The organism is Nocardioides sp. cx-169 (assembly GCF_021083605.1).
Lineage (GTDB): Bacteria > Actinomycetota > Actinomycetes > Propionibacteriales > Nocardioidaceae > Nocardioides.
In genome coordinates this window covers 61,799-79,631 of record NZ_JAJNRO010000001.1, presented here as the reverse complement: position 1 = coordinate 79,631, position 17,833 = coordinate 61,799, and the positions used below count along the sequence as shown (strand labels likewise).

Genomic DNA, 17,833 nt, shown 5'->3' with positions numbered 1-17,833 from the left:
GCGCGCTTTCGCGCACCGCCCGATCACACCAGCGCCAAGGTGCCGAGGTCGCGGATGGCCGCGCAGGAGCGGGCCACCATGGTGGCGAACATCCGGTCGCCGCGCGGGCTGCGGGTGCCGTAGGCGCACCCGAACGTCGCCACCAGCGGGCCCTGCACCATCGCGAAGCGGTAGTCGTCCCAGCACTCCTCGAGGCTGTGGCCGCTCACGCCGTACGACGTGAGGGCGCGATGGTAGGCCGCCACCAGGCCTCGCTCGTGGAGGCGCCGGACGTCCGGCGACAGCGAGGTGCCGATGACGTAGGCGAGGTCGCGGGCGGGCAGGCCGAGCGAGAGGGTCTGCCAGTCGAGGGCGACCGAGCCGCGGGCGCCGTCGGGGTGGAACATCAGGTTGTCGAGGCGGTAGTCGCCGTGCACCAGGGCGAACCGCTCGCTGCGGGCGTAGCTCCACGGCCCCACCACCTCGGCGACCGCACGCAGCGTGGCCACGTCCTCGGCCGAGAGCAGGTCGCCGAGCCCGTCGACGAACAGCTCGGTGGTCGACGGGGCGAGCTCGGCCAGCAGGTCGATCTGGTCGGCCGGTGTCAGCGCGAGATGGTCGAAGTCCTCGAGCGTGGGGTCGCACCAGCGCGGCCCGTGCAGACCGGCGAGGTTGACCACCGCGTCGTGTGCCTGCTCGGCGGTGCAGCCGGCCACCTGGTCGCCCTGCCGCATCGGCGCCAGGTCCTCCAGCACCAGTACGAAGTCCCCGGAGTCGGGGGTTATCGCCGCGTAGTGGCACGCCGGCACGCGCACGGCCACGGTCGGCGCGATGTCGGAATAGAAGACCAGCTCGCCGCGGTAGGCGCCCGCCAGCAGGTCGCGCGAGGCCAGGTCCGAGGCCGGCAGCTTGACCAGCACGGAGGCCGGGACCCCGTCGCCGGTGAGCGTGAGCCGGTAGCAGGTGCCGATCTGACCGGTCCCGACCGCGGAGGCGACCACGTCGTCGACCCGGCCGCCGAGCGCCTCGGAGAGCCAGTCGGGGGTCAGTGCCGCGGCCTCGGTGACGACGCCGGCGCTCATCGCGCCCACCCGGGGTTGGTCGGCAGCGCGTCGAAGCGCCCCGCCGGCCGCAGTGCCCGGTACGCCGCCACGACCGGCGCCAGCTCGGCAGGCGTCGCGCCGTGCAGCACCACGCTGTCCGCGCCGGCGTCGAGCTGGTCCAGGACCCGCCGTGCGCACGCGTCCGCGGACCCGGTCGCCGAGGCCGCCAGCCACTCGGCCGGCAGCACCTCGTCGCGCAGGTAGGTCAGCTGCTCGGTGGTCCCGACCGCGTCCAACGCACCGGCGTAGCCCTGCACGAGCGGGTCCTCCCGGAAGCGCCGCAGGTCCGCGGGGTCCCAGCAGTTGGCCCGCACCAGCACCTCGCCGTACCCCTGCAGGTACGTCGCCAGTCGCCCCACCAGCTTGCGCAGCCGCAGCTCCTCGGGGATCGACTCCTCGACGACGGCCAGCACCGCCCAGATCCGCACGGCGGCCGGGTCGCGGCCGGCGGCGGCAGCCGACTCACGGACCAGGCCCACCGAGCGGGCGAGGGTCTCGTCGCCGAGGAAGGTGTGCAGCACGACCCCGTCGGCCACCCGGCCGGCGAGCGCGAGCGACTTCGGCCCGATCGCCATCATCAGCACCGGGACGTGCTCGTCGAAGCCGCTGTCCTGGCTGAGGTAGGGGTAGCTCCCGGCCGGGCCCTCGTGGGCGAACGCCTCGCCGTGCCAGAGCCGGCGGTAGATCCCGACGGCGTCGGCCAGTTGGGCGCCGGTGACGCGGGGGACCCCCATGACGTCGAAGAGCAGGTCGAAGCCGCGGCCCAGGCCCAGGGCGTAGCGCCCGCCGCTCATCCGGTGCAGCGTCGTGGCCATGGTGGCGGTGACGAGCGGGTGCCGGGTGTTGTGGTTGGTGGCGGCGGTGGCCACCCCGATGGACGTGGACGCGGCCACCGCGGCCCCGGCCAGCACGGCGGCGTCCTTGACGTTGAACCGCTCGGAGAGGAACACCGAGCCGAGGCCAAGTCGCTCGGCCTCGCGGACCTCGCCGACCAGGTCGGCGGGGCCGGCGCTGTGGCCGGCCAGGCCGTAGCAGGCGAGCTCCGGCAGCTCCTGTGCCGAAGCGACACCGGGTGTGGTGTGCGTCACGCTCGCGGACGCTAGCAGGACTTGACGCGTGTCAGGTCAGCCCCCACAAAGTTACCCACTGGTAACGTCTGGCCCATGAGCCAGGTCCTCACCCTCTGGAACCGCGCGAACGCCCTTCCGGTCCTCGGCGCCGGCGTCGGCCGTCGCGTGTTCTCCCTCGCCTTCGGCCAGAAGGCGCCGTACTTCGCCTCGATCGGCCCGCGCTTCACCGATCTCCGGCCCAACCGGGCCGAGCTGGTGATCCCCAAGCGCCGACGCGTCCACAACCATCTCGGGACGGTGCACGCGATCGCCCTGTGCAACGGTCTCGAGGCCGCGATGGGCGCGCTCGCCGAGGTGACGATCCCGGCCGACAAGCGGTGGATCCCCAAGGGGATGGAGGTCGCCTACACCGCCAAGGCGACCAGCGACATCACCTGCATCGCCGAGACCGATCCCGAGCAGTGGACCTCCGACGACCCGGACCTACCGGTGCGCGTCCGCGGCGTGCGCGAGGACGGCACCGTGGTCATCGAGGGCGTCATCAAGCTGTGGGTGACGCCCAAGACCCGGTGAGTTCAGACGGTGTCCTTGTCGGGCGCCGGCCCGCCGACCATGCCGACCTCGAGCTGCTTGCGCTCACCGACGAGCCGGTGCTGCACCCACGTGGCGATCAGGGTCAGGACGTAGTTGACCGCGATGTACATGACGGCGACGACGAACACGGTCGGGAGCGCGTTGTTGAACTGCTGGAAGATCGACTGACCGACCTTGGAGAGCGCCGGTGCGGCGATCGCGTAGCCCAGGCTGGTGTCCTTCAGCGCCACCACGCACTGGCTGATGATGGCCGGCAGCATGATCTTCACGCCCTGAGGCAGGAGGACGACGGACATGACCTGGGACTTGCGCATGCCGATGGCGTACCCCGCCTCCGACTGCCCCTTCGGGACCGCGAGGATGCCCGCGCGGAAGACCTCGGCCAGCACCGCCCCGTTGTAGACGGTGAGGGCGGCCACGACGCTCCAGTAGGCGCCCGTCTCGCCGTTGGCGACTCCGCCGGCGATCCTGGCCACGTAGAAGAAGAACACCATCATCAGCAGTACCGGCACGGCGCGGCACAGCTCGACGACGGCCCAGCAGGGCCAGCGCAGCCACGCGTGGTCGGACAGCTTCCCGACGCCGAAGAGCACACCCGCCACCACGGCGAGGATGATCGAGGTGAACGCCATCTTGAGGGTGTCCACCAGTCCTTCGAGCAGCGCCTCCAGGTACTGCGGGGTGAGGAGCGGCTCCCACTTCGCGTACTCGAACTGGCCGGCGTCTCGCAGACGCAGGAGGACGAACGCCAGCACGGCGAGGACGACCACGAGCGACAGCCCGGTGTAGATGCGGTGGCGGCGGACCGTCTTGGGCCCGGGGGAGTCGAACAGGACTGCGGAGGCCATCAGGCGATCCTCCATCGGCGCTCGAGACGGTTGGCGAAGAACGAGAGGATCTCGACCAGCACCACGAAGAAGATCGCGAAGGCGAGGAAGATCTCCGTGCGCGCGGTCGCGTAGTCGTTGGTCAGGCCCTTCATCCGGGCGAAGGCCTCGGCCACGCCGACCGCACCCGCGACCGTGGTGTTCTTGAGCAGGGCGATCTGGACGCTGGCCATGGGCGGCACGGAGGCACGGAACGCCTGAGGGAGCACGACCTCGCGCATCACCCCGGCGAACGGCAGCCCGATGGCGCGCGCGGCCTCGGCCTGGCCGAGGGGCACCGCGTTGATGCCGCTGCGCAGTGCCTCGCAGACGAAGGCCGCGGTGTAGATGCCGATGCCCACGGCGCAGGCGGTGAAGACGTTGTTGAGGTCGATGTCGCCGATCTGGACGTCGACGAAGTTCCATGACAGACCGACTTTGGGGCCGGCGTAGCGGAAGAAGAAGATCACGATCAGCAGCGGGGTGTTGCGCACGAGAGTGACATAGAGAGCCGCGCCGCGGCTGAGCACGGCGATGGGCCCCACCCGCATCGCGGCGAGCGCGGTGCCGAGCACCAGCGAGATGATGCCGCCGATGACGAAGAGCAGCAGGGTGTAGCCGAAGGCCAGAGCGACCCGGTCGACGTTGTCGACGATCACGTCCACGTCGCGGCTCCTCTCATCTGGTCAGGGGCGGTGGGGGTGGCCGGGGATCCCGGCCACCCTCCCGTCGTACGTCAGGTCAGGCGGGGCACTCGTCGAGCACCGGGGGCTCCGGCGTCTCGACGCCGTCACCTCCGAGCGTCAGCTCGAAGGCCTCTGCCCACGAGCCGTCGTCGAAGGACTCCTGGAGCACCTCGTTGATCCAGCCGCACATCTCCGGGTGCTCGAGGCTGTAGCCGATCCCGATGCGCTCCTCGGAGAACTCGTCTCCCACGACCTTGAGCTCGCCCTCGTTCTGCGCGGCGAGGCCGAGCAGGATGGACCCGTCGGTCGACATCGCCTCGACGGTGCCGTTGAGCACGTCCTCGGCGCACTGCGAGTAGGTGTCAGCGGGGGCGCCCTTGGCGCCGGCGGCCTCGACGTTCTCCAGCGAGGTCGAGCCGGTGACCGAGCAGACCGTCTTGCCCTTGAGGTCCTCGATGCCCGTGATGTCGCTGTCCTCGGCGACCAGCACCTGCTGGCCGGTGATGAGGTACGGACCGGTCTGGCCGACGACCTTGCGACGCTCGTCGGTGATCGAGTACGACGCGAGGACCAGGTCGACGCGTCCCTCCACGAGGAAGGGCTCGCGGTTGTCGGAGATCGTCTCCTCCCAGGTGACGTCCTCGGCTGGGTCCATGCCGAGCTTGGAGGCCAGGATCTTCGCCATCTCCACGTCGAAGCCGGTCGGGAGATCGCTGGCCGCGTCCTTGAAGCCCAGTCCGGGCTGGTCGTACTTCACACCGATGGTCATCTTCCCGGCCTCGACGAGCTCGCGCATGTACGAGCCCTCCTCGAAGTCGTCCGCGCTGACCTCCTCCGCCTCGACGTCACGACCCTCGTCGTCGTTGCCCGCGTCGCCGCAGGCGGCCAGGCTGAGGGTCAGTCCGACCACCGCGATCGCGGCCTTGAGCCTCGTGTGTCGCATACGCATCTCCTTCAGTGCTTGAGGATCTTGCCGAGGAAGTCCTTGGCCCGATCGCTCTGGGGGTTGGTGAAGAACTGCTCGGGGGTGTTCTCCTCGACGATCTGGCCGTCGGCCATGAAGAGCACGCGGTCAGCCGCCGTCCGGGCGAAGCCCATCTCGTGGGTGACCACGACCATGGTCATGCCGCGCTCCGCGAGGTCGACCATGACGTCGAGGACCTCCTTGATCATCTCGGGGTCCAGCGCCGAGGTCGGCTCGTCGAAGAGCATGACCTTCGGCTCCATGGCCAGCGCCCGCGCGATGGCGACGCGCTGCTGCTGGCCGCCGGAGAGCTGGGCGGGGTACTTGCCGGCCTGATGGGCGATGCCGACTCGGTCCAGGAGCTCCTTCGCCCGGGCCTCGGCCTCGGCCTTGGGCCTCTTGCGGACCTTGATCGGGCCCAGCGTGACGTTCTCGAGGATCGTCTTGTGGGCGAAGAGGTTGAAGCTCTGGAACACCATGCCGACCTCGGCACGCAGGTTGGCCAGCGCCTTGCCCTCCTGCGGGAGCGGCTTCCCCTCGAGGCTGATCGTGCCGTTGTCGATGGTCTCGAGCCGGTTGATCGCGCGGCACAGCGTCGACTTGCCGGACCCCGACGGGCCGATGACGACGACCACCTCGCCGCGATGGACGGTGAGGTTGATGTCCTGCAGCACGTGCAGGTCACCGAACCATTTGTCGACCTTGTCGAGCACGACGAGCGGCTCGCCCGTCTGCGGGGTCCGCTCCTCGTTCTCCAGCGTCGTCATGCCCGGGACCCTAGCGGCCCGTAGTCGCATCGGGCCATCTTGAGACGGTGGTGATGCACACCCGTGACCCTGGACCGCCGGTACCGCGACCGCGCTTGGGTAACGTGCACGCCCATGCCGCTGACCACTCCTCGCCTCGCCGCCGCCGCGTTGCGCCGCCTGCGCGGCGCGCGCCCCGCCGAGCCGGCTCCCGGGCCCGGAAGGCCGGAGCGGCCGGCCGGCCCGCCGTCCACCGCGCCCGCCGGCTCGCTGCGCCTGGACGGCGGCTTCACCGACCGCTTCCCGGGCTTCCTCGACACCAGCCAGACCTCGTCGTACCCGTGGCGGCTCAACCTGCGCCACGAGGCGATCTTCACGATGAACCGGCAGCTCTTCGACGGGGCCCGGGTGCTCGACATCGCCAGCCACGACGGTCGCTGGTCGATGGCCGCGCTGGACGCCGGCGCCGCCCACGTCACCGGCATCGAGGCGCGCCCCGAGCTCGTGGCGCACGCGGGGGAGAACCTCGCCCGCTACGGCGTCGCGGCCGACCGCTTCTCCTTCGAGGCCGGGGACGTCTTCGCCTTCCTGGCGCGGGAGGGTCACGAGTACGACGTGGTCCTGTGCCTGGGGTTCCTCTACCACACGCTGCGCCACACCGAGCTGCTCGGCCGCGCCCGCGACACCGGCGCGCGGCACCTGGTCGTCGACACCGAGGTGCACCGCCACCCCGAGACGATCGTGCGCCTCGCGACCGAGCCCGTCGAGCGCGAGGGCAACGCCGTACCCGACGGCTACGCGCCCGGTGACACCGTCATCACCGGACGCCCCACCCTGTCCGCGCTCGAGCTCCTCGGGCGCTCGACCGGCTTCGAGCTCACCCGGCTGGCCGACTGGGACGGGCTCCTGCGTGACAACCCCGACGCGACCCAGATCAGCGACTACCGCATCGGCCGCCGGCTGACCGCCACCTTCGAGCGCCGCTGAGCCGGAGGGCACGTACGCTGGGTCGGTCATGAGCAGCGCGCGCACGTACGAGGTCCGCACCTACGGGTGCCAGATGAACGTCCACGACTCCGAGCGGCTGACCGGGCTGCTCGAGACGGCCGGGTACGTCGCCGCGCCGGCGGACCGCCAGGCCGACGTGGTCGTGTTCAACACCTGCGCGGTGCGCGAGAACGCCGACAACAAGCTCTACGGCAACCTGTCGCACCTGGCGCCGATCAAGGCCGCCAACCCGGACCTGCAGATCGCGGTCGGCGGCTGCCTGGCGCAGAAGGACCGCGAGACGATCACGGCCAGGGCGCCGTACGTCGACGTCGTGTTCGGCACCCACAACATCGGCTCGCTGCCGGTGCTGCTGGAGCGGGCGCGGGTGCAGCAGGAGGCGCAGGTCGAGATCCTGGAGTCGCTCGACGTCTTCCCCTCGACGCTGCCGACCAAGCGCGAGTCGGCGTACGCCGCGTGGGTGTCGGTGTCGGTGGGCTGCAACAACACCTGCACGTTCTGCATCGTCCCGGCGCTGCGCGGCAAGGAGAAGGACCGGCGTCCCGGCGAGATCCTCGCCGAGATCGAGGCGCTGGTCGCCGAGGGCGTCTCGGAGGTCACGCTGCTGGGGCAGAACGTCAACGCCTACGGGGTGGAGTTCGGAGACCGGCAGGCGTTCTCCAAGCTGCTGCGCGCGTGCGGGTCGGTCGAGGGGCTGGAGCGGGTGCGGTTCACCTCGCCGCACCCCGCGGAGTTCACCGACGACGTCATCGAGGCGATGGCCGAGACCCCCAACGTGATGCCGTCGCTGCACATGCCGCTGCAGTCGGGCTCCGACAAGGTCCTCAAGGACATGCGCCGCTCCTACCGCTCCTCGAAGTACCTCGGGATCATCGAGCGGGTCCGCGCCGCCCTGCCCGATGCCGCGATCACCACCGACATCATCGTGGGCTTCCCCGGCGAGACCGAGGCGGACTTCCAGGCCACGCTGGACGTCGTGCGGCGCTCGCGCTTCTCGGGCGCGTTCACGTTCCAATACTCCAAGCGCCCCGGCACCCCCGCGGCCACGCTGCCCGACCAGGTCCCGCCCGAGGTGGTCAAGGACCGCTACGGGCGCCTGGCCGACCTCGTCAACGAGGTCGCCTGGGAGGAGAACAAGCGCCTCGTCGGCCGCCGCGTCGAGCTGATGGTCGCCGAGGGCGAGGGCCGCAAGGATGCCGCCACGCTGCGCCTGTCCGGCCGGGCCCCCGACAACCGGCTGGTCCACTTCGCCGTCGACTCGCTGGCCGAGAGGCCGCGGCCCGGCGACATGGTCACCGTCGACGTCACCTATGCCGCCCCGCACCACCTGGTCGCGGACGCGCCGGCGACCGTGCGCCGTACCCGGTCGGGGGACGCGTGGGAGGCCCGCCAGGCCGGGCCCGCGGCCGCCGGAGTCTCGCTCGGGATGCCCGGCCTCGGCGTGCCCGCGCCGCTCGCCGACGCCCCGGCCTGCCGCTGATGCCCGCCGACGCGCCCACGATCCTGGCCACCTCCGGCGGCATCGTCGCCGGCGAGCGCACCCGCTGGGAGATCGGCCCGCTGACGCGGCACGCGATCGAGCTGGCCGGCGTGACCGGGCGGGCGCCGCGGGTCTGCTACCTCGGCACCGCCGGCGGCGACTCGACCGAGGGCATCCGCAACTTCTACGACCTGGCCCAGCTGGCCGGCCTGCACGGCTCGCACGTGCAGCTGTTCACCATGCCCAACGTGCCCGACCTGCGTGAGCACCTGCTGTCGCAGGACGTCATCTGGGTGTTCGGTGGCAGCGTCGCGGGCTTGTTGGCGATGTGGGAGCTGCACGGCGTGGGGGAGGTCATGCGCGAGGCCTGGGAGGCCGGCGTCGTCCTCACCGGCGTCTCGGCGGGGTCGATCTGCTGGCACGTCGGCGGCACGACCGACTCCTTCGGCCCGGACCTGCGCCCGATCACCAACGGCCTGGCCCTGCTGCCGTACTCCAACGGCGTCCACTACGACTCCGAGGAGCAGCGCCGCCCGCTCTTCCGGTCGCTGGTCGCGGGCGGCACCCTCCCGCCCGGCTACGCCACCGACGACGGCGCCGGCCTGCTCTACCGCGGCACCGAGCTCGTCGAGGCCCTCGCGGAGAACGACCGGGCCGGCGCGTACTTCGTCGACCGCACCCCCGACCACACCGCCGTGGAGACCCGCCTCGACGTCCGCCGCCTCCGGTAGCTCGTGATGAGGAGTTTCACCGGGTACCCGGTGAAACTCACGCTTCCGGGGTGAAACTTCGCCCCGGAAGCGTGAGTTTCGTACTTGCAGTGGGGCGCAGGTGACGTCGGGGCCCCAGATTGGCCGGTCGACCAGCGGACCTGGACTCGAACGCGCTCACCTGGCTCAGTCCGAGCGGGGGTCCTTGCTGGAGTAGCCGGCCTTGGGCTCGAGGCCCTCGGGCTTCGGCTCGGTGTTGCCGGTGGACTGCTCGGGTGGTGCGTCGTCGCCGGGGGTGGCCCGGCCCTCGCTGGTGTCGCGGACGCCGGTGGCGGCGTGCTGGCCTGGCCCGGCGTGGCCCTCGCGCTCGCTGCTGACGCCCATGTCGCCGGAGGGGTCCTGGTCGGACTCGGTGACGTCGTAGTCGTCGTCGGGGACGTCGGGGCGCCCCTCGTGGCCCGTGGCGCTCATACCGGGTTCTCCCGGTCGGCCTCGTCGGCACCGCCGGTGTTGTCCTCGTCGGACATCTTCTCCGTGGCCTTGGTCGAGGTGTCCTCGTCCTCCTGCACCTCGTCGGGCTCGCCCTGCGTGGCCGGGTTGTCCTGCGGGTCGAGGTCGGCGGGCGTCGGGTCACCGTCCGCGGACTCGCCGTCCACGCCGTCACCGTGGTCGATCGCGTCCACCCCGCCCGGGTTGGGCTCGCCCGGCTCGATCTCCGGGTCGGGCTTGGGGCCGAGATCTGCGTCAGGCATGGTGACTCCTTGAGAATCCGAAGGTGCTGTACGGGGTCGTGGTACCCGACCTCAGGGCTTGCAACACGGAGAGCTCGTGCGGCACGACCGGGTCGGGCAGCGCGTCCAGGCGGCACCAGCGCAGCTCGGCGCACTTCTCGGGCTCCACGATGCGCGGCTCGCCGGTCCACGAGCGCGCGGTGAAGAAGAAGTCCACGCGCTCGTCGATCGGGTCGGCGTGCCGGGTGCGCTGCATCGAGGTCACGAACTCCAGCGCCAGGTCGGCCACCGCGATCTCCTCGGCGGCCTCGCGGTGCGCCGCGTCGTACGCCGTCTCGCCGCGCTCGACGTGGCCGGCCGCGGCCGCGGCCCAGTGGTCGTCCATGTAGCCGGTGTTCTGGCGCAGCTGCAGCAGCACCTCGGGGCCGAAGATGCCGTCGCGCAGCAGGAAGACGTACGCCGCCGGGACGACCACGAAGCGGCCGTGAGTGGGGTCAGGGCTCACTGCGACGGCTGGTCCTCGCTCGTGCCGGCGTTCTCCTCCTGGAGGGCGTCGGTGTGGCCGGCGTCGTCCTCGTCGGGCAGTTCGCTCTCGTGGGCTCCGGGGAGCGCCGCGCCGGGCTCGAGGTCGGGGGTGCTCTCGTCGGCGGAGGCCTCGCTCACCGCGGGCCGTCGTTCTTGCCGTCGAGCCGGTCCAGGCCCTCCTTGGCCCTGGCCTGGGCCTTGGCGATCTTGTCCGCGTGCTTGCCGCCGGTCCTCTGGTCGGCCGCCGCGGCGGCCTTGTCGATGCCGTCGGAGATCTTGTCCCCGTGCTTGTCGACGGCGTCGGCCAGCTTCTTCTTCGCGTCGTCCAGGAAGCTCATGATGGTCCTCCGAGTGGGGGATGGTGGTCGCTTGCCACACTAGCCACATGGCCACACCCCCGATCGTCGCGCTCGTGGGCGCGACGGCCTCGGGCAAGACCGGGCTCTCCCTCGACCTCGCGGAGGCGCTGGGTGGCGAGGTGGTCAACACCGACGCGATGCAGGTCTACCGCGGCATGGACATCGGCACCGCGAAGGTGCCGCTCGCCGAGCGCCGCGGCATCGCGCACCACCTGCTCGACCTGCTCTCGGTGCGCGAGCCGCTGAGCGTCGCGCGCTTCCAGGAGCAGGCCCGCGAGACGGCCGCGCGGCTGCGCGCCGCCGGCACCGTCCCGGTCCTCGTGGGCGGCAGCGCGCTCTACACGCGGGCGGTGCTGGACCGCTTCGACTTCCCGGGCACCGACGAGGTGGTCCGCGCGCGCTGGGAGGCCGAGCTCGCCTCCGTGGGGGCGGAGGCGCTGCACGCCCGGCTGGCGCTCGTCGACCCCGTGGCGGCCGCCAAGATGAGCCCCGGCAACGGGCGCCGCGTGGTCCGCGCCCTCGAGGTCATCGAGCTCACCGGTCGTCCGTACGCCGCCTCGCTCCCGGCGCTGGAGTACGCCGACCCCGCCACGGTCCAGGTCGGGCTGAGCATCGACCGGCCGACGCTGGATCGCCGCATCTCGCAGCGCGTCGACGAGATGTTCGACCGGGGCCTGGTCGCGGAGGTCGAGCGGCTCCTCGACGAGGGGCTGGCCGAGGGGCCCACGGCCTCGCGCGCGATCGGCTACCGCGAGGTCATGGCCCACCTGGCCGGCGAGCTCACCCTGGCCGAGGCGCGCGAGCGGACCTTCATCGCGACCCGGCGCTTCTCGCGGCGTCAGGACTCGTGGTTCACGAAGGACCCGCGCATCGTGTGGGTGCCCTTCGACGCCCCCGATCGTGTGGAGCAGGCGCTGGCGGCGGTTCGGCGGACGACGTCGTAGACCGGGCACCGCGGTCGCGGAGACGCGCACCTCGCGCTGACGGAGTCGGTGCTGTCCCACCGAGGCGAACAACGGCGTGCCCGCGAGGACCTCGGGCGCCACGTGCAGGCTGAGCCGGTCCAGCAGGCCCGCGGCTGTCGGCGAAGCCGTCGAGGGACTGGGTGATGTCGCCGATGATGTGGCTCATGCCAGGTCCGACCGGAGCCGGTCTCGCGACTCATCGATCCGGTGCACACTGGGCTCATGGCAGGACGGGGCGGACCGCGCACGATCTACTACACGGCCGCGACCCTCGACGGCTTCATCGCCGACGAGCACGACTCGCTGGACTGGCTCTTCGTCCAGGAGCAGGACGAGACCGGTCCGCTCAACTACGACGACTTCATCCAGGACGTCGGTGCGATCGCGATGGGCGCGACGACGTACGAGTGGGTGGCCGCGCACAACGCGCGCTCCGGCGACGCATGGGCCTACGACCTGCCCTGCTGGGTCTTCACGCACCGCGACCTGAGCCCCATCGGCGAGGCCATCACGTTCACTTCCGCGCCCGTGCCGCAGGTGCACGCCACCATGACCGAGGCGGCCGGCGGCAAGGACCTCTGGGTCGTCGGCGGGGGAGACCTGGCCGGACAGTTCGCGGACGCGGGTCTGCTCGACGAGATCATCACCTACATCGCGCCGGTCACGCTCGGCGCGGGGCGGCCGATCTTCCCGCGCCGCTACGACCTCAAGCTCGTCGAGCTCGCCCAGAACCAGGCGTTCGCATGCGCCCGCTACGAGGTGGTGGGACCGCCTACGCTGTGGGCGTGAGCACCTGGTCCGAGATCCGCACGCACGACGAATACGGCGGCCCCTCCTGTGAGGAGCTGCTCTACGCATGAGCTACCCCTTCCTCAAGGGCCACGGCACTGAGAACGACTTCGTCCTGCTGCCCGACCACGACGGCAGCGTGCACGGCGACCTCGACCCCGCCCGGGTCCGGGCGCTGTGCGACCGCCGCGCCGGCATCGGCGGTGACGGCGTGCTGCGCGCCGTACGGCGTGACGGCCGCTGGTTCATGGACTACCGCAACTCCGACGGCTCGCTCTCGGAGATGTGCGGCAACGGCATCCGGGCCTTCGGCCGCTACCTCGTCGACGAGGGCCTGGTCCCGGCCGACGCGCCGCTGGAGGTCGACACCCGCGACGGGGTGAAGGTCCTGACCTTCGACGGCGACCTGGTCACCGTCGACATGGGCACGCCGAAGGTGCTCGGCGAGACCGAGGTGTCCGTGCCGGGCCACACCTGGATCGCCACCCACGTCGACGTCGGCAACCCGCACGCGGTCGCGTTCGTCGACGACCTGGCCGAGGCCGGGACGCTGCTCGAGGCGCCCACCCACGACGAGGCGGTCTACCCCGACGGCGTCAACGTCGAGTTCGTCGTACGCCGCGGCGAGGCCCACGTCGCGATGCGGGTGCACGAGCGCGGGTCCGGCGAGACCCGCTCCTGCGGCACCGGCGCCTGCGCGGTGATGGTCGCCGTCGCCGAGGCCGACGCGGCGCCGCGCGACACCGCCTACCGGGTCGACGTGCCTGGCGGCACGCTGTCGATCACCTGGACGACCGACGACCGGATCCTGATGACCGGGCCCGCGGTCATCGTCGCCCGGGGGACCACTGACCTCTGAGGGTCGCTACTACAGTCCGGTCCATGGAACTCACCGGATCTTCTGCCATCGTCACCGGCGGCGCCTCGGGCATCGGCGCGGCCGCCGCCCGCGCGCTCGCAGCGAAGGGGGCCACCGTGGTGGTCGCCGACCTCCAGGCCGACAAGGGCGAGGCCCTGGCCGAGGAGATCAAGGGCGTCTTCGCCCAGGTCGACGTCACCCAGACCGACCAGATCACCGCCGCGGTCGAGGCCGCCGCCGACATCGCGCCGCTGCGTGCGGTGGTCAACTCGGCCGGCATCGGCTGGGCGCAGCGCACCATCGGCCGCGACGGCCAGCTGGAGTCGGCGCACTCGCTTGAGGCGTTCACCAAGGTCGTGCAGATCAACCTGATCGGCACCTTCGACATGGTGCGCCAGGCCGCCACCGTGATGAGCCGCAACGAGCCCGACGAGGATGGCTGCCGTGGCGCCATCGTCAACCTCGCCAGCGTGGCGGCGTTCGACGGCCAGATCGGCCAGGCGTCGTACTCCGCCTCGAAGGGCGGCGTGGTCGGCATGACCCTCCCGGTCGCCCGCGACCTGTCGGCCTCCGGCATCCGGCTCAACACCGTGGCGCCCGGCCTCATCGACACCCCGATCTACGGCGAGGGCCCCGACGCGGACACGTTCAAGGAGAACCTCGGCCGCAACGTGCTGTTCCCCAAGCGCCTCGGCACCCCCGACGAGCTGGCCAGCATGGTGATCGAGTGCCTGACCAACGCCTACATGAACGGCGAGGTCGTCCGGGTCGACGGCGGCATCAGGATGCCTCCCAAGTAGCGAGATCCGTCAGGTCCAGCACCAGGTCGGCGCGGTCGGCGACCGCCTCGATGAGCACGCCGTTGGGCCCGTCGACCCGCTCCACCCAGGCGCGGGCCTCGGCCGGCGTCTTGCCGAAGCGCACATGGCGCGCGAGCAGCCGCTCGAGCCGCAGGTCCTCGTCGGTCACGACGTGCCAGACGGTGTCGAGCTGCGCCCGCACGCGCGGCCACGGCTGCTCCGGCAGCAGCAGGTAGTTGCCCTCGGTCACGACCAGCTCGGCCTCTCCCCGGACCGGCAGCGCCCCCGCCACCGGCTGCTCCAGGTCTCGCTCGAACATCGGCGCCAGCACCAGGTCCTCGCGGTCGCGCACGCGGCGCAGCAGGGCCGCGTAGCCCAGGACGTCGAAGGTCTCCGGGGCGCCCTTGGCCTGGCGCAGGCCGCGCCGGGCGAGCTCGACGTCGGCGAGGTGGAAGCCGTCCATCGGGACGACGGCCGCGCCGTGGCGGGCGGCCAGCAGCGCGGCCAGCGTGGACTTGCCGGCGCCCGGCGCTCCGGTGAGCCCCACCATCCGTCCGGCCGCGGGCAGCAGCCCAGGCAGCTCGTGAGCATCGGGTGAGAGGCGCAGCACACCCCCAGTCTTACGCCGCGCGGCCCATCCGCGCGAGCAGCCGGACCTGGCGGGGGGCGTCGGCGGGGACGTCGAGCGCCGGCTGGCAGATGCCCTCGCCGTAGAGCTGCTCGCCGAAGCCGTCCAGGGCGGTCTCGATCCGGTCCATCTCGGCGTCGTCCCACTGGACGTCGCGGCCGAGCGCCCGCGCGATGTCCCAGTGGTGGACGAGCAGGTCGAAGCCGTAGAAGCGCGCGAGGGTGTCGGCGACCGTGGTGCGGCCGAAGTAACCGTCGTACTCGCGGGTGACGAAGGCGTCGTCGGCGACCGCGCGGCGTACGGCGTCGGTGTGGGCGGCCCACACCTCCTCGGGCGTGCCGCTCGGACGAGGGCCGAGGTCGGCGTCGCGCTCGGCGAGGAAGCTGCGCTGGGTGTCGACGACGTGGTCGACGACGTCCGCGGCGCTCCAGCCCTCGCAGGGGCTGGGGGCCGACCAGTCCTCGTCGTCGGCGGAGGAGAGCAGGGCGGAGAGGCGGTCGGCGTCGGCGAGGTAGGAGTCGGTGAGCTCGGTCATGGCTCCACTGTGGCACGTGGCTGTCGGTCGGGTCTGGTAGGAATCCGACATGATGGAGGGACCGGGACGGCCGCGCCAGGTCGACCCCATCGAGCGCGCGCACCTGCGAGATGCCCAGGGCTTCAGCCCGCCGGTGCACCGCTTCGCGCCGTCGCCCGCGCTCGCCGACGTGGTCCGCCGCTATTGGCTGCCGGTCTGGTCGCTGCCACCGGGGCGGACGACGGTGCAGCGGGTCCTGCAGTACCCCGTCTGCCTCCTGGTGGTCGCCCACGACTACGCCCGGATCGTCGGTCCGGCCTCCGGGCTCTCGACCAAGGAGCTGGCGGGTGTCGGCTGGGCCGCCGGCGCGATGCTGCAGCCCGCCACCGGCTCACGGCTCCTCGGTGGGCCCGTGACCATCACGGACTCCCAGGTCGAGCTGGCCTCGCTCCCGACCCTGGACGGCGCCGCGCTCACCGAGAGCGTCCGCGCCGCAATGACGCCCGCGCCCGACGATCCCGAGCGGCAGCGGGCGGCCGTGCTCGCGATCGAGGCGGCCCTGGCGGGGCTCCCCGAGCTCGACGAGGAGGGCCTGCTCGTCAACGCCGTGGTGGAGTACGTCGAGGGCGACCCCCGCGTGCAGCGCGTCGGCCAGATCTGCGAGAAGTTCGCGCTGACCGAGCGCACCCTGCAGCGCCTCGCCGCGCGCCGCATCGGCCTGAGCCCCAAGTGGCTGATCCAGCGCCGACGCCTCCACGAGGCAGCCGAGCTCCTCAGCGCCGAGGGCATCGTCGACCTGGCCCGCGTCGCGGCCGAGCTCGGCTACACCGACCAGGCCCACTTCGGCCGCGACTGGCGCCGCGTCACCGGCGTCACGCCCCGCGCGTACGCCGCCCAGCGGCGGTCGTCGTAGGGGTCACCCCACGAAACCGGCTCGCGCGCTCACCGCCGCCGACCTAGGCTGGAGGCCGTATGAATAACGCAGACCCGGTGGACACCGACGACTTCTCCCTCGACGACGAGCTCGAGGCGACCCAGGGGTGGGCCGACGAGCCCGACCCCGAGGAGGAGCCGACCGCGGGCGCGATGGAGCTGGCCGAGCGCCATCAGCTGCGCCGCGTGGCCGGCCTCCGCACCGAGCTCGAGGACATCACCGAGGTCGAGTACCGCCAGCTCCGCCTGGAGCGCGTGGTCCTCGTCGGGGTGTGGACCGAGGGCAGCGTGCAGGACGCCGAGAACTCCATGGCCGAGCTCGCCCTGCTGGCCGAGACGGCCGGCTCCGAGGTGCTGGAGGCCATCTACCAGCGCCGGCAGGCGCCCGACCCGGCGACGTACGTCGGTCGCGGCAAGGTGGAGGGCATCGCCGAGATCGTGCAGGCGACCGGCGCCGACACCGTGATCTGCGACGGCGAGCTCGCGCCCAGCCAGCTGCGCAACCTGGAGGACCGGGTCAAGGTCAAGGTCGTCGACCGGACCGCGCTGATCCTCGACATCTTCGCCCAGCACGCCCGCTCGGCCGAGGGCCAGGCGCAGGTCGAGCTCGCGCAGCTCAACTACATGAAGCAGCGCCTGCGCGGCTGGGGTGGCAACCTCTCGCGCCAGGCCGGTGGCCGGGTCGGCGCCGACGGCGGCGGCATCGGCGGCCGTGGCCCCGGTGAGACCAAGATCGAGACCGACCGGCGCCGCATCAACGACAAGATCGCCAAGCTGCGCCGCGAGCTCAAGGCCATGAAGGGCACCCGCGACACCAAGCGCCAGGACCGCCAGCGCCACCAGATCCCCTCGGTCGCGATCGCCGGCTACACCAACGCCGGCAAGTCCTCCCTGCTCAACCGGCTCACCGGCGCCGGCGTGCTGGTCGAGGACTCGCTGTTCGCGACGCTCGACCCGACCACCCGGCGCACGACGACCAGCGACGGCCGCGTCTACACGATGAGCGACACCGTCGGCTTCGTCCGCCACCTGCCCCACCAGCTGGTCGAGGCGTTCCGCTCGACGCTGGAGGAGGTCGCCGACTCCGACCTGATCCTGCACGTCGTCGACGGCTCGCACCCCGACCCCGAGGGCCAGATCAGCGCGGTGCGAGAGGTGTTCGCCGAGATCGGCGCCGACAAGGTGCCCGAGCTGATCGTCATCAACAAGGCCGACGCCGCGGACCCGCTCGTGATCGCCCGGCTGCGCCAGCGCGAGCCGCACTCGGTCGTCGTCAGCGCCAAGACCGGCGAGGGCATCGCCGACGCGCTGGCGCTCGTCGAGGACGAGCTGCCGCGGCCCGACGTGGAGTTCCGCGCCCTGCTGCCCTACGAGCGCGGCGACCTGCTCAACCGCATCCACCAGGAGGGCGAGATCACCTCGCTCGAGCACACCGGCGACGGCACGCTGGTCAGCGGCCGCGCCAACGAGGACCTCGCGGGCGAGCTCGCGTCGTACGCCGCGGAGCCGGTTCGGTGACGTTTC

At 72.0% G+C, this 17,833-nt stretch carries 23 protein-coding genes; 10 read left to right on the top strand and 13 right to left on the bottom strand.

Features of this window, described 5'->3' with window-relative positions; translation table 11 throughout:
• Positions 1 to 23: 23 nt before the first annotated feature.
• Complete coding sequence (locus LRP67_RS00360) at positions 24 to 1,061, bottom strand: phosphotransferase family protein (protein WP_231267970.1); 1,038 nt, start codon at positions 1,059 to 1,061, stop codon at positions 24 to 26.
• Positions 1,058 to 2,170, bottom strand: coding sequence for a TIGR03857 family LLM class F420-dependent oxidoreductase (locus LRP67_RS00355; RefSeq protein ID WP_231267969.1), 1,113 nt, complete (start codon positions 2,168 to 2,170; stop codon positions 1,058 to 1,060). The genes LRP67_RS00360 and LRP67_RS00355 overlap by 4 nt, the downstream gene beginning before the upstream one ends.
• A gap of 75 nt (positions 2,171 to 2,245) precedes the next feature.
• Here LRP67_RS00355 and LRP67_RS00350 point away from each other — a divergent pair, with 75 nt between their 5' ends.
• Positions 2,246 to 2,725: a hotdog fold domain-containing protein gene (locus LRP67_RS00350; RefSeq protein ID WP_231267964.1), complete on the top strand. Its 480-nt coding sequence runs from the start codon at positions 2,246 to 2,248 to the stop codon at positions 2,723 to 2,725.
• Between the two features lie 2 nt (positions 2,726 to 2,727).
• On the opposite strand, the gene LRP67_RS00345 is transcribed toward LRP67_RS00350, so the two are convergent.
• The 4 genes from LRP67_RS00345 to LRP67_RS00330 form a co-directional block, all read right to left on the bottom strand.
• Positions 2,728 to 3,594: an amino acid ABC transporter permease gene (locus LRP67_RS00345; protein ID WP_231267963.1), complete on the bottom strand. Its 867-nt coding sequence runs from the start codon at positions 3,592 to 3,594 to the stop codon at positions 2,728 to 2,730.
• Complete coding sequence (locus tag LRP67_RS00340) at positions 3,594 to 4,277, bottom strand: amino acid ABC transporter permease (protein ID WP_231267962.1); 684 nt, start codon at positions 4,275 to 4,277, stop codon at positions 3,594 to 3,596. The genes LRP67_RS00345 and LRP67_RS00340 overlap by 1 nt, the downstream gene beginning before the upstream one ends.
• A gap of 76 nt (positions 4,278 to 4,353) precedes the next feature.
• A complete protein-coding gene (locus tag LRP67_RS00335) occupies positions 4,354 to 5,241 on the bottom strand; it encodes a glutamate ABC transporter substrate-binding protein (RefSeq protein ID WP_231267961.1) in 888 nt (295 codons plus the stop codon).
• A gap of 11 nt (positions 5,242 to 5,252) precedes the next feature.
• On the bottom strand, positions 5,253 to 6,029 hold the full coding sequence (locus tag LRP67_RS00330; RefSeq protein WP_231267960.1) for an amino acid ABC transporter ATP-binding protein: 777 nt from the start codon (positions 6,027 to 6,029) through the stop codon (positions 5,253 to 5,255).
• A 114-nt stretch (positions 6,030 to 6,143) separates the two neighbouring features.
• On the opposite strand from LRP67_RS00330, the gene LRP67_RS00325 reads away from it, so the two are divergent.
• Genes LRP67_RS00325 through LRP67_RS00315 form a run of 3 tightly spaced genes read left to right on the top strand, consistent with a single transcriptional unit; the run spans position 6,144 to position 9,227 of the window.
• Complete coding sequence (locus LRP67_RS00325; RefSeq protein WP_231267959.1) at positions 6,144 to 6,995, top strand: class I SAM-dependent methyltransferase; 852 nt, start codon at positions 6,144 to 6,146, stop codon at positions 6,993 to 6,995.
• Positions 6,996 to 7,023: 28 nt separating this feature from the next.
• Entirely contained in the window at positions 7,024 to 8,496 is a 1,473-nt protein-coding gene (gene miaB, locus LRP67_RS00320) for a tRNA (N6-isopentenyl adenosine(37)-C2)-methylthiotransferase MiaB (RefSeq protein WP_231267958.1), read from the top strand.
• Entirely contained in the window at positions 8,496 to 9,227 is a 732-nt protein-coding gene (locus tag LRP67_RS00315) for a peptidase E (RefSeq protein WP_231267957.1), read from the top strand. The genes miaB and LRP67_RS00315 overlap by 1 nt, the downstream gene beginning before the upstream one ends.
• Before the next feature lie 165 nt (positions 9,228 to 9,392).
• Here the strand turns inward: LRP67_RS00315 and LRP67_RS00310 are convergent, their stop codons facing one another.
• The 5 genes from LRP67_RS00310 to LRP67_RS00290 are packed head-to-tail and all read right to left on the bottom strand — an operon-like array spanning position 9,393 to position 10,800.
• Positions 9,393 to 9,677, bottom strand: coding sequence for a hypothetical protein (locus LRP67_RS00310; RefSeq protein WP_231267956.1), 285 nt, complete (start codon positions 9,675 to 9,677; stop codon positions 9,393 to 9,395).
• Positions 9,674 to 9,958 (bottom strand): hypothetical protein, encoded by a 285-nt coding sequence (locus tag LRP67_RS00305; protein ID WP_231267955.1) that lies wholly within the window; start codon positions 9,956 to 9,958, stop codon positions 9,674 to 9,676. Before LRP67_RS00305 ends, LRP67_RS00310 begins: the two co-directional genes overlap by 4 nt.
• Positions 9,951 to 10,442 (bottom strand): NUDIX domain-containing protein, encoded by a 492-nt coding sequence (locus LRP67_RS00300; protein ID WP_231267954.1) that lies wholly within the window; start codon positions 10,440 to 10,442, stop codon positions 9,951 to 9,953. Before LRP67_RS00300 ends, LRP67_RS00305 begins: the two co-directional genes overlap by 8 nt.
• Positions 10,439 to 10,600, bottom strand: a complete 162-nt coding sequence (locus tag LRP67_RS00295) for a hypothetical protein (RefSeq protein WP_231267953.1) — start codon at positions 10,598 to 10,600, stop codon at positions 10,439 to 10,441. Before LRP67_RS00295 ends, LRP67_RS00300 begins: the two co-directional genes overlap by 4 nt.
• Positions 10,597 to 10,800, bottom strand: coding sequence for an antitoxin (locus LRP67_RS00290; RefSeq protein ID WP_231267952.1), 204 nt, complete (start codon positions 10,798 to 10,800; stop codon positions 10,597 to 10,599). Before LRP67_RS00290 ends, LRP67_RS00295 begins: the two co-directional genes overlap by 4 nt.
• A 47-nt stretch (positions 10,801 to 10,847) precedes the next feature.
• Between LRP67_RS00290 and miaA the strand changes: the two genes are divergently transcribed.
• From miaA to LRP67_RS00270, 4 genes are all read left to right on the top strand, one after another.
• Complete coding sequence (gene miaA / locus LRP67_RS00285) at positions 10,848 to 11,765, top strand: tRNA (adenosine(37)-N6)-dimethylallyltransferase MiaA (RefSeq protein WP_231267951.1); 918 nt, start codon at positions 10,848 to 10,850, stop codon at positions 11,763 to 11,765.
• 243 nt (positions 11,766 to 12,008) lie between these two features.
• Positions 12,009 to 12,575: a dihydrofolate reductase family protein gene (locus LRP67_RS00280; RefSeq protein WP_231267950.1), complete on the top strand. Its 567-nt coding sequence runs from the start codon at positions 12,009 to 12,011 to the stop codon at positions 12,573 to 12,575.
• A 67-nt stretch (positions 12,576 to 12,642) separates the two neighbouring features.
• A complete protein-coding gene (gene dapF / locus LRP67_RS00275) occupies positions 12,643 to 13,434 on the top strand; it encodes a diaminopimelate epimerase (protein WP_231267949.1) in 792 nt (263 codons plus the stop codon).
• A gap of 23 nt (positions 13,435 to 13,457) precedes the next feature.
• Positions 13,458 to 14,234, top strand: a complete 777-nt coding sequence (locus LRP67_RS00270; protein WP_231267948.1) for an SDR family oxidoreductase — start codon at positions 13,458 to 13,460, stop codon at positions 14,232 to 14,234.
• Here the strand turns inward: LRP67_RS00270 and LRP67_RS00265 are convergent.
• Positions 14,215 to 14,844, bottom strand: coding sequence for a nucleoside/nucleotide kinase family protein (locus tag LRP67_RS00265; protein WP_231268262.1), 630 nt, complete (start codon positions 14,842 to 14,844; stop codon positions 14,215 to 14,217). The two genes, LRP67_RS00270 and LRP67_RS00265, sit on opposite strands and share 20 nt — an antisense overlap.
• 10 nt (positions 14,845 to 14,854) lie before the next feature.
• A complete protein-coding gene (locus LRP67_RS00260) occupies positions 14,855 to 15,397 on the bottom strand; it encodes a TIGR03086 family metal-binding protein (RefSeq protein ID WP_269210892.1) in 543 nt (180 codons plus the stop codon).
• Between the two features lie 49 nt (positions 15,398 to 15,446).
• Here LRP67_RS00260 and LRP67_RS00255 point away from each other — a divergent pair, with 49 nt between their 5' ends.
• A complete protein-coding gene (locus LRP67_RS00255) occupies positions 15,447 to 16,289 on the top strand; it encodes an AraC family transcriptional regulator (protein ID WP_231267947.1) in 843 nt (280 codons plus the stop codon).
• Between the two features lie 59 nt (positions 16,290 to 16,348).
• Entirely contained in the window at positions 16,349 to 17,827 is a 1,479-nt protein-coding gene (gene hflX / locus LRP67_RS00250) for a GTPase HflX (protein ID WP_374107386.1), read from the top strand.
• Positions 17,828 to 17,833: the final 6 nt, after the last annotated feature.